General features: G+C 33.6%; 15 protein-coding genes. 11 read left to right on the top strand and 4 right to left on the bottom strand.

The window, feature by feature from the left end; translation table 11 throughout:
- Positions 1-31: 31 nt before the first annotated feature.
- Positions 32-1,009: an alpha/beta hydrolase gene (locus RCG18_RS24545; RefSeq protein WP_308038604.1), complete on the top strand. Its 978-nt coding sequence runs from the start codon at positions 32-34 to the stop codon at positions 1,007-1,009.
- Between the two features lie 541 nt (positions 1,010-1,550).
- On the opposite strand, the gene RCG18_RS24540 is transcribed toward RCG18_RS24545, so the two are convergent.
- The 3 genes from RCG18_RS24540 to RCG18_RS24530 all read right to left on the bottom strand — a co-directional run bounded on the left by RCG18_RS24540 (position 1,551) and on the right by RCG18_RS24530 (position 3,849).
- Positions 1,551-2,774: a PocR ligand-binding domain-containing protein gene (locus RCG18_RS24540; protein WP_308038603.1), complete on the bottom strand. Its 1,224-nt coding sequence runs from the start codon at positions 2,772-2,774 to the stop codon at positions 1,551-1,553.
- 3 nt (positions 2,775-2,777) lie between these two features.
- Positions 2,778-3,125, bottom strand: coding sequence for an AraC family transcriptional regulator (locus RCG18_RS24535; protein WP_308038602.1), 348 nt, complete (start codon positions 3,123-3,125; stop codon positions 2,778-2,780).
- A 307-nt stretch (positions 3,126-3,432) separates the two neighbouring features.
- Positions 3,433-3,849: a response regulator gene (locus RCG18_RS24530; RefSeq protein ID WP_308038601.1), complete on the bottom strand. Its 417-nt coding sequence runs from the start codon at positions 3,847-3,849 to the stop codon at positions 3,433-3,435.
- Positions 3,850-4,243: 394 nt separating this feature from the next.
- On the opposite strand from RCG18_RS24530, the gene RCG18_RS24525 reads away from it, so the two are divergent.
- From RCG18_RS24525 to RCG18_RS24480, 10 genes are all read left to right on the top strand, one after another.
- A complete protein-coding gene (locus RCG18_RS24525; protein WP_308038600.1) occupies positions 4,244-5,146 on the top strand; it encodes an acetamidase/formamidase family protein in 903 nt (300 codons plus the stop codon).
- Between the two features lie 75 nt (positions 5,147-5,221).
- Positions 5,222-6,133: a nitrilase-related carbon-nitrogen hydrolase gene (locus tag RCG18_RS24520; RefSeq protein WP_308038599.1), complete on the top strand. Its 912-nt coding sequence runs from the start codon at positions 5,222-5,224 to the stop codon at positions 6,131-6,133.
- A gap of 115 nt (positions 6,134-6,248) precedes the next feature.
- Positions 6,249-6,419, top strand: a complete 171-nt coding sequence (locus tag RCG18_RS24515; RefSeq protein ID WP_308038598.1) for a hypothetical protein — start codon at positions 6,249-6,251, stop codon at positions 6,417-6,419.
- 146 nt (positions 6,420-6,565) lie between these two features.
- The gene (locus RCG18_RS24510; protein WP_308038597.1) at positions 6,566-7,804 is read left to right on the top strand and encodes a hypothetical protein; all 1,239 of its coding nucleotides are present in this window, start codon (positions 6,566-6,568) and stop codon (positions 7,802-7,804) included.
- Between the two features lie 893 nt (positions 7,805-8,697).
- Positions 8,698-10,089, top strand: a complete 1,392-nt coding sequence (locus RCG18_RS24505; protein ID WP_308038596.1) for a glutamate synthase-related protein — start codon at positions 8,698-8,700, stop codon at positions 10,087-10,089.
- 139 nt (positions 10,090-10,228) lie between these two features.
- Positions 10,229-11,557, top strand: a complete 1,329-nt coding sequence (locus RCG18_RS24500; RefSeq protein WP_308038595.1) for a hypothetical protein — start codon at positions 10,229-10,231, stop codon at positions 11,555-11,557.
- An 8-nt stretch (positions 11,558-11,565) separates the two neighbouring features.
- Positions 11,566-12,243: a tetratricopeptide repeat protein gene (locus tag RCG18_RS24495; protein ID WP_308038594.1), complete on the top strand. Its 678-nt coding sequence runs from the start codon at positions 11,566-11,568 to the stop codon at positions 12,241-12,243.
- A gap of 215 nt (positions 12,244-12,458) precedes the next feature.
- Entirely contained in the window at positions 12,459-12,683 is a 225-nt protein-coding gene (locus tag RCG18_RS24490) for a DUF1659 domain-containing protein (RefSeq protein ID WP_178910605.1), read from the top strand.
- A gap of 14 nt (positions 12,684-12,697) precedes the next feature.
- A complete protein-coding gene (locus RCG18_RS24485) occupies positions 12,698-12,916 on the top strand; it encodes a DUF2922 domain-containing protein (protein ID WP_308038593.1) in 219 nt (72 codons plus the stop codon).
- A 19-nt stretch (positions 12,917-12,935) separates the two neighbouring features.
- The gene (locus tag RCG18_RS24480) at positions 12,936-13,088 is read left to right on the top strand and encodes a YvrJ family protein (protein ID WP_308038592.1); all 153 of its coding nucleotides are present in this window, start codon (positions 12,936-12,938) and stop codon (positions 13,086-13,088) included.
- Positions 13,089-13,224: 136 nt separating this feature from the next.
- Here RCG18_RS24480 and RCG18_RS24475 read toward each other — a convergent pair whose 3' ends face one another.
- The gene (locus RCG18_RS24475; protein WP_308042105.1) at positions 13,225-14,058 is read right to left on the bottom strand and encodes a MerR family transcriptional regulator; all 834 of its coding nucleotides are present in this window, start codon (positions 14,056-14,058) and stop codon (positions 13,225-13,227) included.
- Between the last annotated feature and the right edge of the window lie 48 nt (positions 14,059-14,106).

Here is a 14,106-nt window from a genome sequence, read left to right as displayed (position 1 = left end):
TTTATAATTAGTGTGAAAAGGAGGAAGTAAAATGAGTGGATTAAAACATAGAATTATTGAAACAAATGGTATTAAAATGCATATAGCTGAACAAGGAAAAGGACCACTTGTATTATTGCTTCATGGTTTTCCTGAAATATGGTACTCATGGAGGTATCAGATTCCTGTTTTAGCTGAAGCAGGTTTCCATGTAGTAGCACCTGACTTAAGAGGTTTTGGAGATACAGAACAGCCAGATTATATTGATCAATATACGCTGCTTCATTTAGTTGGTGATATAGTGGGATTACTAGATACATTACATGAAGAGACCGCTGTAATAGTAGGAAATGATTGGGGAGCAACACTTGCATGGAATGCAGCATTATTAAGACCAGATCGATTCCGTGGAATTATTGCGTTAACAGTACCCATGATGTCTCAACCGCCAATTCCTCCAACTACAGTTTTTCCACAGAATGAGAATGAGTTATTTTATACCCTCTATTTCCAAACCCCAGGTGTGGCAGAGAAAGAATTCGAGCAAGATGTACGTTTTACAATGCATAATTTATTATATTCAGCATCAGGAGATGCAGGTCCACGTGAAGGTAACGATGGAACTCCGAATCCATTTAACATGGTATCAAGAGAGCACGGCTTGCTTTCAGCATTGCCAATGCCTAGAACAACCTCTTGGCTTAAAGAAAAGGACTTAGATGTTTATGCAGAAGCATTTGCTAAAACAGGCTTTCGTGGTGGATTAAATTATTATCGTAATTTAGATAGAAATAGAGAATTATTAAGCTGCTTCAATGGAGTGAAAGTAATAATTCCTGCTCTATTTATAGTAGGAGATCGTGATGTTGGTCTTAGTATTCCAGGGATGGGTCAGATAATTTCTGAAATGCCTAATCTAGTTCCCAACATTCGTCAAACTATCTTTCTTCAAGATTGTGGACATTGGGCCCAGCAAGAGAGAGCAGAAGAGGTGAGTACGACAATAATTTCATTTCTGAAAAGTCTCTAATGCCCAATATGAAGTAAAATAAAAAAATGATTGATTTCAAAGGTTGTGCTTAGCGTCCATAATTGAAAACCTCGACGGAATGTCGAGGTTTTTTAGCTTTCCTTTAAATAGTGATGAAAGTATTAATAGTGAAACATACCATAAGTAGGTGTATTATTTAGAACATGTTTCATCGTACATTTAGTGGAGTAGGTGGCTGGGATAAAAAAATCAACCCACCAGTTCAGTGAAGACAGGTATAGTGAAGTCTGAACCTAGTGAGAAAGTCCTTATTACGGGGAGCAAAGGGTAGTATATTAACAATTATATAATTATGTGAACTAAGTATAAAGTAAACTAATTTAAAAATATATTAAATAATTTAAGCTTGCAACTACCTATATTTCTTTCGGAGAAGCCTTAGTAAATGATAAAATTGGTGATATTATTGATCTTATCAAAGCCAAAGGTCCACCTGGACTAATGTGATTGAAGTAATAGTACAAGGGGGAGTGATTAAGTAGCTGCATTAAAGCATAGCATAATCAATCGAAATTCTTTGCTATAAGTTGCCTTTTGCAATACAGATAGTAATTTCAGTGCCTTTATCCGGTTTGCTGGCGATGTTAAATGTAACGGCCTCATTATACATAAGTTTAAGACGATTGTAACAATTATAAAGGCCGACATGATTAATTTGCTGCTTAGTACTAGTACTTAGACTATTATTAATAATATCCTGCAGTTTATCGTCTTTGATTCCGATGCCATTGTCATATATATAAATGTAAAAATTATCAGAGGTGTTTTGACAGTGTACTAATATTCGTCCGCCTGATGGTACATTTAAAATGCCATGTTCAATAGAATTTTCGACCAGCGGTTGAAGAGAAAAGAACGGAATGTGTATATGTTCTATTTCAGGGTCACATATGATTTCATAGCTAATTCTTTCATTAAAGCGAATTTTTTGAATCAATAAGTAACTTTTAATGTAATTTAGTTCCTGAAGAAGCGTAACAGATGACTGGTTGTTGTATAAGCTATAACGCATCATTTTCGTAAAAGAGGATAACATTTTTTCAGCGGTGTCATATTCCTGCATATAGATTAATCTGGAGATGGAATTGAGCATATTGAAAATAAAATGAGGCGATACCTGCTTTTGAAGAGCAGAGAATTTTGCAAGCATAAGTTGATGTTCTAGTTCAATCTGCTTTTTCTCGTAAATGAGGAGTTTTTGCATTTTATCGAAAAGTTCTTGCTGCATCTTTGTGTAGGCTGCCTTTTGTAAAATGTAATTTGATAAATTTGATAAGGCTACAGTGGTAGCTTCTATTTGAGCCTTAGAAAGAACCTTTATTTCACTGAAATATTCAGCGTATTCAGGATAATCAAGCCACTTTTTTGAACTGCAAATTGTATCTCGAGGATAATAATCCATATCGCTACAGAGTACTTGTGCAGCTGTAATAGCCCCAATATAATAGTCATCATGAATCAGTGGTATTTCTATATTAATCAATCCTGCATGACATACATAAATGCAGGGTTGATTTGTTTTAAGAGCAATAGCAATCGCTTGCTGATTGGATAGCTGGCAACACTTAGACCCTTCTTTATCTTGATTTATTGCAGAACAAAAACGGGTAAAATTGCTGCCTAGTCCGATATGTTTTCCCTCGCGGTCAGTGAATACCACACCAAACCCGGTAGCATAAGCAAAAGAGTCCTGTACTTCCTGTTGAAATTCCTCAGTTACAATATCACGTAAATTAATATTCATTGGTTAAGACCTTCCTTTTCTTATGTCGGCAGGAGATTTGCCGATATATTTTTTAAAGACACGGTAGAAATGAGAGATATTGATAAAGCCACAATCCTCTGCTATTTTCTTGATTGGCAGATTAGAATGTAACAAAAGGTACTTTGATTGTTCCATACGCTGCTGACTAATGTATGTACGAATCGCTACACCTTTTTCTTGATGGAACACACGTGATAAGTATGTGGGGCTTAAATGAACAATTTGTGCTAAGTTCTCCAAAGTAATATTTTCCTGAAAATGCTTTTTAATATATTGTGCGACAATTTCTGTACAGCTTTGATTATTGGAATCATATCCTTCTAGCAACATAATTAGACGAGAGAAGTATTCCTCGACGTAAGATAGTATGTCGTACCATGTTGTTGATTGACTAATTTGCAACAAACAGCGATTGCTGTCGAGTAATAATAACAGATTATCTGGAATGCTGATCTCATTTAGCTTTTGTTCAACTGAAAATATTATATTGATAATATATAAACGGTAATCATCTAACTGTTGCTGCTGTGCTTTGAAGAAATTAAATAGATCGACTACATTTTTTTTTATGGTTAAAATATCTTTTAGCGTAAGTGCAATCAGCAGACGATCTACAATTTCGAAAGGATATGTCCTTTTAGGGGAAAAGCTCAGTGAAATAGATCCATTTACAAGGCGCTCTAGCTTTTTTTTCGCACACAGTTAGCAATTGTGGAAAAGATTCTTCTTCTTGCGCAGGCTTTAGCAGATAAGCGTCTAGATTGTATTTAACAGCCTGCTGAGCAAATTCAAATTCTGCGTAGGCGCTATTAAGAATGATAATTTGATTAGGTGATTTCTCCTTAATAAGCTTGGCAGCCTGTAAACCATTATAAAAAGGCATATTTATATCCATAATTATGATATCCGGCTTGTTTTTTTCTGCGATTTGAACAGCTTCATTGCCGGTACCTGCTTCACCAACAATAAGATATTGATCATTATACTTTTCAAGAATTTTTCGAAGAAAGCTGCGCTCAATCCTTTCATCATCCACAATTAATACAGTCAACATAACAAAACACCTCCTAATAACAAGATACACTTTAGTCTAATAATATAATAACTAAAATATGAAAGTAAAGTGTTTTGAAGCTAATAGAGGACGCTCTTGCTAATTAAGTTGCATATTTTTACATGAAGATAACATATTCCAATAGAGGCAATATACAGAACAAATTGCATAATTAATTAAGCTAAAAGAACCAACAAAAAGAAAACCTTAGATATACGCATAATAAAAATCACTTTTTATTGTAATATTTGTTGTAAAGTTTGCTGATTTTGCTATTAATATCAAATATGTAAAAATAGTCAACAGAAGCAAAAATTGAAGTTATAATAATATTTATGTAAACTATAACTATAGAAGAACCAGTAAAAAAATACACATTAAGAGGAGAATTCATATGTTAAAAATTACAAGCGACCACCATGTACTAACCATGTCTGACAAGCATTCTCCTGTTGCCCATGTATCTTCCGGAGAAAACGTTATCTTTGAAACTTTGGATTGTTTTAGTTGCAAAATAAAGCGAGAAGATCAGATGTTTAGCAGTGTTGGTTGGGAACATATCAACCCTGCAACTGGACCACTCTACGTAGATGGCGCTCAATGTGGTGATATTCTTAAGGTGGAAATTTTGGATATCAAACTTGCCTCATATGGTGTTACTGCAACTGCGCCAGGCTTGGGAGTGTTTGGGAAACAGTGGAATCGGGAAGTGACACGTATTGTTCCTGTTCATGATGGTAAAGTTTATTTCAATGAAAAGATTATTTTAGAAGCAAGTCCAATGATCGGTGTAATAGGCACTACACCCGCAAACGGCGATGAGATACCGACAGGAACTCCCGGCCATCATGGTGGCAATATGGATTGTAAGCTAATTTCATCAGGTAGTACGATTTACTTGCCAGTAAATGTTGACGGTGCACTACTTTCTATGGGGGACATGCATGCAGCAATGGGGGACGGCGAAGTTTCTGGTTGTGGAATTGAGATTGCGGGCGAAATTACCGTGAGAGTGACAGTACTTAAGGATATAGACATGCCTGTGCCGATGCTGGTTAATAAAACACACTTAATTACTATTTTTTCTGCATTGACTCTTGATGAAGCAGTAAAGGGTGCGACTATTCAGATGCACAAATTTTTAGTGGACAAAATGAATATTGAACCCCATGAAGCTGCAATGCTTTTATCCGCAAGCGCAGATTTGCGTATTTGCCAGATCGTTGATCCGTTAATAACCTGTAGAATGGAATTACCACTACAAATTATGGAGCAATATAGTTGTCGGATAGAATAATAAGATATGTCAATCTTTGATCGGCTTTTCACAGCCGTCTCAAAGTACATATAAAAATAAGAAGGAGTGATTTATATGAGAAAAATGAACACAAAAGTTGCGGTTGGTCAGATTCAGGTTTTACCGACAATTCAGGAAAACCTTAAGAAGGCTGCCGAGATGATTGCAGAAGCGAAAGCGCAGGGCGCAGAGGCAATTCTTTTCCCAGAAATCGGATTTGAACCATTCTTTCCAAAGCATCCTTGGGATGTTAAGGCATTCGATTCTGCTGAGCCGATTCCAGGCCCAATTAGTGAATTCTTAGGAAGAGAAGCTAAGAAAAATGAAATAGTTGTTGTTGCTAGTTACATGGAAGAAGGATATACAGGAGAATATTATGACAGCTGCATCGTAATTGAAAAGGATGGAGCTCTGTTAGGTACTCAGCGTATGGTCCATACACAAGAAGTTGGTGATTTCAACGAAAAGTTCTACTATGGAAATGGTAATACTGCTTATCCTGTATTTAATACCTCAGTCGGCCGAATCGGTATAGCTATTTGCTACGATGCATGGTTCCCTGAAGTGTGTCGTTCACTTGCGCTAAGGGGCGCAGATATGATTATGGTACCGACTGCTGAAAAGTACTGTGATGGTTTGCCTGAAACTGATTTTCCAGGAGGAACTATTGTGGAGTGCGTCACAACGATGCTGAGAGCTAATGCCATCCATAACGGATGTTGGGTTGTGATGTGCAATCGCGTTGGAGATGAAGAAGGGCGTTACTATTTTGGTACTAGTAGCTTTATCAATCCTTGGGGACAGGTTATTGCTCAAGCTAATAATAAATCCGATCAGGTACTGGTTAATGACATTGACTACAATCTTTGTCGTCAAATCCGTCAGCTCTGGCCGATGCTGCGTGACCGTCGTGTAGAAACCTACGAAATGATGACCAAGTGGTATGGTAGCACTCCTTACTATGATTATGATAAGGTAAACATATAATTCATAAACCACAATCTGATTTGACTAACGATCAAAGGCCTGAATCGATCAATGCGATCTCAGGCCTTGTTATTTTACAGAAAAGAGGGATAATAATATTAAAACGATTTTCAACGTGGTGCCTGCCATGTTCGGTGGAGTAGCGGCAATGTTTTCACAGGACGGGAAAAATCTCATTTCAGTAATGATTCTCCTTGTATTAGGTATATTATTAGCCTTACTAAGCAATGAGGGAAAAAATCTTTTAACCGAAGAGGGCAAGTGGGAATTTATATTCAAAATGTAATATATTATTCAGAATCAAAGGAGTAAATTTTAGCAAAAGGTAACAATGCCTTTTGAGTTAGTAATGGACTTCCAAGATCAGAATTCGCTTTGGCAACTATAAGCCAATTATGACAAATAAATGATTAGATAAGGAGGATTTCATTAATGAAAAATAATTTAGACGTTATTAAAAAATTAATGACACAATATGGCGAATCATTTTATATATATGATGAAAGTGTTATCTCCAGGCAGGTTAAAACACTTTCGGAAAATTTTCCTCAGTTTGAGTTTTTGTATTCAGTAAAGACTAATCCGTTCGCTCCAATAGTAAACTTTGTAGCATCAAAAGGATTTGGGGCAGATGCAGCTTCAGCTGAAGAAGTAATTATTGGACAGAAGGCAGGCATTCCTTATGAAAAAATATTATACTCAACCCCTGGAAAAACACGCAAGGATATTGAGAAAACCATAAATAAAGCAATAATAATAGCAGATAGTTACAATGAATTGTTATTAATCAATGATGTTGCAAAGCAGAAAAATATACATATAAAAGTAGGGCTAAGAATAAATGCTGACTTCTCTATGGATGATGGTGATGGAAAAGGGGCAAGCAGCAAATTTGGCGTTGATGAGAATACTCTGTTTAATCAAAAAGATTTTTTTGATAGTTTGTCAAATATAAAAATTGTTGGAATACATGTTCATTTACGCAGCCAGGTTCTTGAGCACAGAAAACTTTATAAATACTATGAAAAAATCTTCGATCTTGCTGTATACTGTAAAGAAAAGCTTGAATGGGATATTGAGTTTATTAATTTTGGGGGAGGACTTGGCATAGTATATTCATTGGTAAATGATGCTCCTCTTAATATTGATAAGCTTAGCTATGAATGTAAAGAGTTAGTTCAAAGGTTCAAGGATAAAATAAATGCAAGGCTTATTGTTGAGACAGGAAGGTTTGTAATTTGTGAAGCAGGACTATACGTTACACGTATAGCAGATATAAAAGAATCTATGGGAACAAAGTACTTAATCGTAGAAAAAGGACTTAATGGTTTTTTAAGGACGTCTATTGCAGAACTATTAATGGACTATATACCTGAAATCAATAAAATGAAAGCTTCAGAACCGTTGTTCACAACAAAAGATGCTTTTGAATTTTTCATTCCTGAAGGAGATGAATCTTCTCTTGAAAAAGTAAGCATCGTAGGAAGCCTTTGTACATCAACAGATATAATGGTTAAAGATTCGATGCTTCCCAAAGCTCACATTGGTGATTTAGTTATAGTATCAAAGGCCGGAAGCTATTCATACTCATTGTCTCCTATATTGTTTGCAAGCCATTCCCTTCCTTTACAGTTTTATATGAATCAAAATTATAAAATACTGATAGATTAAGTCGTGAGTTGTAGAAAAGGAACATCGTGCAGGTGACCTTGCAGAATGGACGGCTGATTTTATCATTGCAAAAGGGTATAAAGCCTTTGCTCAATCGGATAGAAATCTAATACATGGATTTTTTGAACAAGCTACGAAAACCACTCCACTTCCACATAAAAAAGTTGCTATATTATCTGGATTAGGATGGATTGGTAAAAATAATTTGTTAATTACACAGGAATATGGAAGTGCACTGTGTATGTGTACCACTGTGCTGCCTGTTTAAAATGCTTGGCTAATTACTCATGGACACAGGGGTAAATGAACCATCTTTGAATACAAATATAACTATAGTATGGATGAAAGATCAGTATATATCTTCTGTTTCTAAACACTTTTAGAAACTTTTGAAATTCAGTAGTAAGAAGAAACTATTTTTGTAGACAAAAGTATATATAAATTATTCGGAGGTGACCCTAGGGGAACCTCCGAAATTGGAGAATTTTCATTGTCAAGCTGTTCCGAAAAATCTGAGTTATACATACTATACATCCTTTCATAGACTTACAACATTATAATATATTTTAGGTTTAGAAAATGTGCTTTAATTCACCATCTTGTAGGTGACCAATCAAGGCTATAAAAGGTGAAACCACTTAATAGATTAATTGGGTTGAACTATAAGCTATTTTAGTTGAATCCGGAGACCAAGCTGAATAGCAATTTTTCCCCATTAAACTATAACCCCCTGTTGCATAAAATAATACGAAAAGTAAAAAGCTATATTAATGAATATAGCTTTTTATGTGCCGCAAATAATATTGGTTAATACATATTAAAAAGAGTATATATATAAATTTTTTATAAAACGAATAGTATCTGCTCATCTTAGCAATAGGAGGAATGAATGTATGGCAACTTATAAATGCAAAGTATGCGGTTATGTGTACAAAGGAGAAGCCCCACCTGAAGAATGTCCTGTGTGTAAGCAACCTGCAAGTGCTTTTGAAAAAATAACAGACATTAAAGAAATAAACAAAAAAGAAGATGGAGATATTCATGTATATCAAAATGAAAATGATTTATCCTATTTAAAGGAATATGAAAGACATGATAAAAACGAACGTTATATGGATGAAATACATCAGATGGCAGTTACAGGAAAACAAATCGTTGGTTCAATGGGAACCAAAATGTATATTCCAAACTGGGATGATATTCTTATATTGGGAAATCAGCTAAATCCACCTCCTTTGGATGAATTCGATAAAGTTGACACCACAACAATAATCGGTAAAAATGCAAAGAAGCCAATGATACTTGAAAATCCTGTTTATATTTCACATATGTCATTTGGAGCTTTATCTAAAGAAACAAAAATTGCATTGGCAAAAGGAAGTGCTATGGCTAAAACTGCCATGTGCAGCGGTGAGGGTGGAATTCTTACAGAAGAAATGAATGCTTCTTATAAATACATATTTGAATATGTACCAAATCTCTACAGCGTTACTAAGGAAAATCTTCAAAATTCAGATGCTATTGAAATTAAAATTGGGCAGGGAAGCAAACCTGGAATGGGCGGACTTCTTCCAGGACCCAAAGTAACTAAGGAAATAGCTGAAATAAGAAATAAACCAATGGGACAGGATGTTATTAGTCCATCTAACTTTGAGAATATTAACTCAAAAGAAGATTTAAAAGAGTTAGTAAGTAAACTAAGAAACGAATCAGGCGGAAGACCAATTGGTATTAAAATTGCTGCATGTAAGATTGAAAGCGATATGGAATATTGTGTGTTTGCCGAACCTGATTTCATTACAATTGATGGAAGAGGCGGAGCTACTGCAGCAAGTCCTCAGATAATTAGAGATGCCACAAGTGTTCCAACCATTTATGCATTATATAGAGCAAGAAAATATTTAGATGACCTTCAATCAAATATACAACTTGTTATTACTGGGGGACTCCGGGTATCTTCTGATTTTGCAAAGGCACTGGCTATGGGTGCAGATGCAGTTGCAATAGCTTCAGCATCTTTGATAGCAGCAGCTTGTCAGCAGTATCGAATCTGTGGAACTGGATTGTGCCCAGTAGGTATTGCAACACAAGATCCGGAAATTAGGAAACGACTAAATGTAGAAGCTGCCGCTAAGAGGGTAGCAAATTTTTTAAATGTTTCATTAGAAGAGCTTAAAACATTTGGAAGAATTACTGGACATTCAAATATTCATGACATTTGTTTGGATGATTTATGTACGATTAACAAGGAAATATCTGAATTTACAAATATTAGGCATGCATAAAATAGTGCCAAATACAGCGCTTAAGCACGTATTGCACAAAAATCCTCTGATAAAGAATTATCCATCAGAGGATTTATATTATTATTCTACTATTGAATTTCATTTATATAGATAACTTTATGAAGGAGGCCAAATGTTTATGGACAAAATTACTATAGGGGATATCATAACAAAACTTAATCCAGAGATAATATACAAAGAATATATTATTAACGTGAAAGATAATAAACTTATCAATAGTAATAAATCAATTGAAGAATATGTTTCGCTGATTAACGAAAGTAATATTGAAATAAACATAGAAACAATTGATGAATTAAATACTGCATTGTTCAGAGAGGATGAAAGTATATCAACAACTTCATTACTTTATATGAACTTCAAAGAAAATAAAACTGATAAAATATATTTCTATTCTTTTCAAGGTTTTAGCGATACATTTATACGTAACTATAAAAATACATACGCTTATTCCTATCTAAAATTTTTATTGGATGGATTTTTAAAAGAGGGCACTATTAATAATAACATTGATGATTACTTAACTATAAAAACTAGGGAATATATTGAGTACATAGTGAGAACTATATCTGTAAGAAAGAATAAAAGGGTTAACCCAGTTAAGTCTAATATAAGCAATTTGTTTGATGAAATTAACTATATATCTACTTTAACCTATGAAGGTATAAGTGTATCTGCTAAATTAGCCATCTGTAATGAAACTTTAATAAATAAGTTCACGAAATGTTTCATGAAATTGGATAATCCTATTTATTTTGGTGATTACAGAAAAATAAGAAAGTTACTTGAAATGTCCGACAAGCATACGTATTTAATTGGAGATAGTGAAAAAGTTTATGGGTTAGGTAAGTTTGCAAATTTTAAAAATTTTCCTTCCGATATCCTTATTTTTATATTTGATTTTATTGGGAAGTTTGAATATAAAATTAATACCTTATCTATTATAAATTCTACTGTAAAAGAAGATAAGAATGCAGATAAAGAAATTATAAAATGGTCTTCAGAAGAATGTAATATTGTAAATATAAAATATGGTAAACCTGATTTAAGAGAAAGTAAGTATTGTGAAACAATGCTTGAACAAGCTCTTGAAGAAATATTCCCGGAATTTTCAAAAGAAAACAATAGTAAAAAACTAGATACAATAAAAAAAGTAATTAATTATGCCATAAATCAAAAGCATGGTACTGCTGTAGTTATAACTAAACCTGATATTGCAGAATCTGAAGTTACACTCCTTGAAGAGCAGTCTATAAAAATAAAAAAAATAGACATCAGTGCAGCAGATTGTTATTTAGAGAGTATTATATCTAAAATAACCAACATAGATGGGGCAATTTATATTGATACAGAAGCTTCATGTCATGCTATAGGTGTAATATTAGATGGGCTGGCAAAAAAGATTTTGGAGATTCTTCAAGGGGATCAAGATATAATTCAGCTATAAAATATTCAATGAAGGAAAACTTACAGAACAAATGTATTGTAGTTGTTATATCAGAGGATGGTATGGTTAATATAGTTTTGAATGGCAAGGATTATAAAGAGCACATAGTTATAAAGAGAAAAAGACAGATAAATGAATTGCTTAGTGAAGCTTGCAACTTATTTAACCAAAGAAAATATGAAAAAGCCTTAGAAAAAGTAATTAAAGTTATAGAATTAGATAACAAAAATGCTCCAGCTTTTGCTGCAAGGGCAAGTATAGAAGAGAGAAAAGGTAATGTAGAGACCTCTTTATATTATTATGATAAGACTATAAAACTGGCTCCACTAAATCCTCAATATTTAAATAATAAAGGAACTGCATTAGATAAACTTGAAAGATATGAAGAAGCTCTAGAGTGTTTCGAAAAGGCAACAAATCTTAAACCAGATAACCCTCAATACTTAAATAATAAAGGAACTACATTAGGCAAACTTGAAAGATATGAAGAAGCTCTAGAATGTTTCGAAAAGGCAATAGATCTTAAACCAGATAGCTCTCAATATTTAAATAATAAAGGAACTGTATTAGGCAAACTTGAAAGATATGAAGAAGCTCTAGAGTGTTTCGAAAAGGCAATAGATCTTGAACCAGATAATTCTCAAATTTTAAGCAACAAGGAGATCGTACTAAAAAGGTTAAAGTAAGTTTGCGAAATTTTCAGTGAAGACAGGTATAGTGAAGTCTGAGCCTAGCGAGAAAGCCCTTATTGCAGGGAGCAACGGGCAGTATGTTAACAATTATATAATTATGTAAACTAAGCATAAAGTAAACTAATTAAAAACATATTAAATAATTTAAGCTTGCAACTACCTACATCTCCTGAAGCTGTATATATATTAAGTGAAAGGGGTTGATAAATATGGCTGCAACAGCAACAAAACTGCAGACTACACTAGTAATTAAATATAAGGATGGTGTAGATGCCAAGGGAAAAGAAATAATAAAATCACAGAGATTTTCAAAAGTGAAAACTACAGCAACAGAGCAGGACATATACGATGTGTCTGTAGAGGTTGGTAAGCTTCTTGGAAAAACTTTAGATGAAGTTATAAGAGAAGATCAAAGTGGAATAATGAATGCCTAAGGGAGGGAAGTTAAATGAGTAAAACATTAGTTATGAACTTTTTAAACGAGTCAGGTAAAAAGACTGCTATAAGGGTTAATAATGTAAAGGAAGATATCACTGAAGCAGAAGTAAAGGCTGCTATGGATGTAATACTCGCTAAGAACATATTTGCAACTACTGGTGGGGAATTAAAAGCTAAGGACTCTGCACAGGTTGATGATAAAAACAGCACTGAATTAGCAGTGAAGTAAGTCTAAAGGAAGATAGCTTATGAGTAATGATCTGTTAAACATGATAGGTAATGTTGGCTTTCCCATAGCAGTTTCTGTATATCTGCTTGTAAGGCTAGAGAGCAGACTTGAGGTGTTAACACAGAGCATAAACAATCTTTCTAATGTTATAAATAAATCTAATGCAACTTAAAAAAGGTGGGTATAAGAATCAAATGATTCTTGTATCCGCTTTTTTGTTAAAATTTCCTGATAGCTTTAGAATATGATATGGTGAACCGTACCATAAATGACGTAGACCTTTTGTATTTTCATTCCATTATAAGTTCTTAATAATTATTAGTCGAACTAATTAATAGTTGAACCTCATAAAACCAATTGAACATTCCTGTAAAAACAACAGACTTAATAATAAATTCTGGAGTGATATGATAATTTTCATTAGCATATTTAATGATATTTTCTAAAGTTTTATCAAGGTCATCCATTGAACAATATCCATAAAGGTATTCTCCTTTAGGAAGTAAAGTAACATATTCTGAATTAATAGGATATTTAGTACACTTAGCAAAAAGAGAAGAATTACATTTATTGGTAATGATATTAACACTATTGTCAAATTCAAACTGATTCCTCAAATGTTTATCCATGTTATTATTGAGAGAAATCATCATTTTATTAAAATTTTCTATAGATGCTTCATGTAAAGATTCGATTTTAACAATAGCTCTTTCATCAATTTTCTTAGTAGCAAATTTAGTACATGATAATTCCACATTACAGCTTGAACGTTGTTGGATAAATTGATTTTTTAATGCATTGATTTGCACTTTAGTTTCCTCAAGCTTATTTATCTCAATGTTTATTTCTTTTTCTTTTTTATCAAGAAAATCAATTATATAACCAAAACTATCATTTTCGAATACTTTCTTAATGCTTTCAAGAGACATATTTTTGTGCTTACAAAAATTGATAACATTAAGATAAACTAATTCATTATCCGAGTAATAGCGATAACCTGTATTTTCGTCTACTTTAAAAGGTTTTAGCAGACCAATTTTATCATAATGATGTAGTGTCGCTATGGTTGTTCCTGATAATTCCGCTGTTTTACCTACACTGTATAAATTTTTCGAATTTCTAAACCTCCTATTGACTCTAATGTTACATGAGAGTTTATAATAAGCATTGTATCACAGGGAAAAGTAAGA

The sequence above is a fragment of the Clostridium sp. OS1-26 genome (assembly GCF_030915445.1).
Taxonomy (GTDB): domain Bacteria; phylum Bacillota; class Clostridia; order Clostridiales; family Clostridiaceae; genus Clostridium_AM.
Note: the sequence above shows the minus strand (reverse complement) of the source record. Positions and strands in the feature narration are given on the sequence as shown.

What these genes read in the sequence shown, in the direction of transcription:
- RCG18_RS24545 (WP_308038604.1), top strand. Translation starts at nt 32, where the DNA reads ATGAGTGGATTAAAACATAGAATTATTGAAACAAATGGTATTAAAATG.
- RCG18_RS24540 (WP_308038603.1), bottom strand. Translation starts at nt 2,774, where the DNA reads ATGAATATTAATTTACGTGATATTGTAACTGAGGAATTTCAACAGGAA.
- RCG18_RS24535 (WP_308038602.1), bottom strand. Translation starts at nt 3,125, where the DNA reads ATGTTGCTAGAAGGATATGATTCCAATAATCAAAGCTGTACAGAAATT.
- RCG18_RS24530 (WP_308038601.1), bottom strand. Translation starts at nt 3,849, where the DNA reads ATGTTGACTGTATTAATTGTGGATGATGAAAGGATTGAGCGCAGCTTT.
- RCG18_RS24525 (WP_308038600.1), top strand. Translation starts at nt 4,244, where the DNA reads ATGTTAAAAATTACAAGCGACCACCATGTACTAACCATGTCTGACAAG.
- RCG18_RS24520 (WP_308038599.1), top strand. Translation starts at nt 5,222, where the DNA reads ATGAGAAAAATGAACACAAAAGTTGCGGTTGGTCAGATTCAGGTTTTA.
- RCG18_RS24510 (WP_308038597.1), top strand. Translation starts at nt 6,566, where the DNA reads ATGAAAAATAATTTAGACGTTATTAAAAAATTAATGACACAATATGGC.
- RCG18_RS24505 (WP_308038596.1), top strand. Translation starts at nt 8,698, where the DNA reads ATGGCAACTTATAAATGCAAAGTATGCGGTTATGTGTACAAAGGAGAA.
- RCG18_RS24500 (WP_308038595.1), top strand. Translation starts at nt 10,229, where the DNA reads ATGGACAAAATTACTATAGGGGATATCATAACAAAACTTAATCCAGAG.
- RCG18_RS24495 (WP_308038594.1), top strand. Translation starts at nt 11,566, where the DNA reads ATGAAGGAAAACTTACAGAACAAATGTATTGTAGTTGTTATATCAGAG.
- RCG18_RS24490 (WP_178910605.1), top strand. Translation starts at nt 12,459, where the DNA reads ATGGCTGCAACAGCAACAAAACTGCAGACTACACTAGTAATTAAATAT.
- RCG18_RS24485 (WP_308038593.1), top strand. Translation starts at nt 12,698, where the DNA reads ATGAGTAAAACATTAGTTATGAACTTTTTAAACGAGTCAGGTAAAAAG.
- RCG18_RS24480 (WP_308038592.1), top strand. Translation starts at nt 12,936, where the DNA reads ATGAGTAATGATCTGTTAAACATGATAGGTAATGTTGGCTTTCCCATA.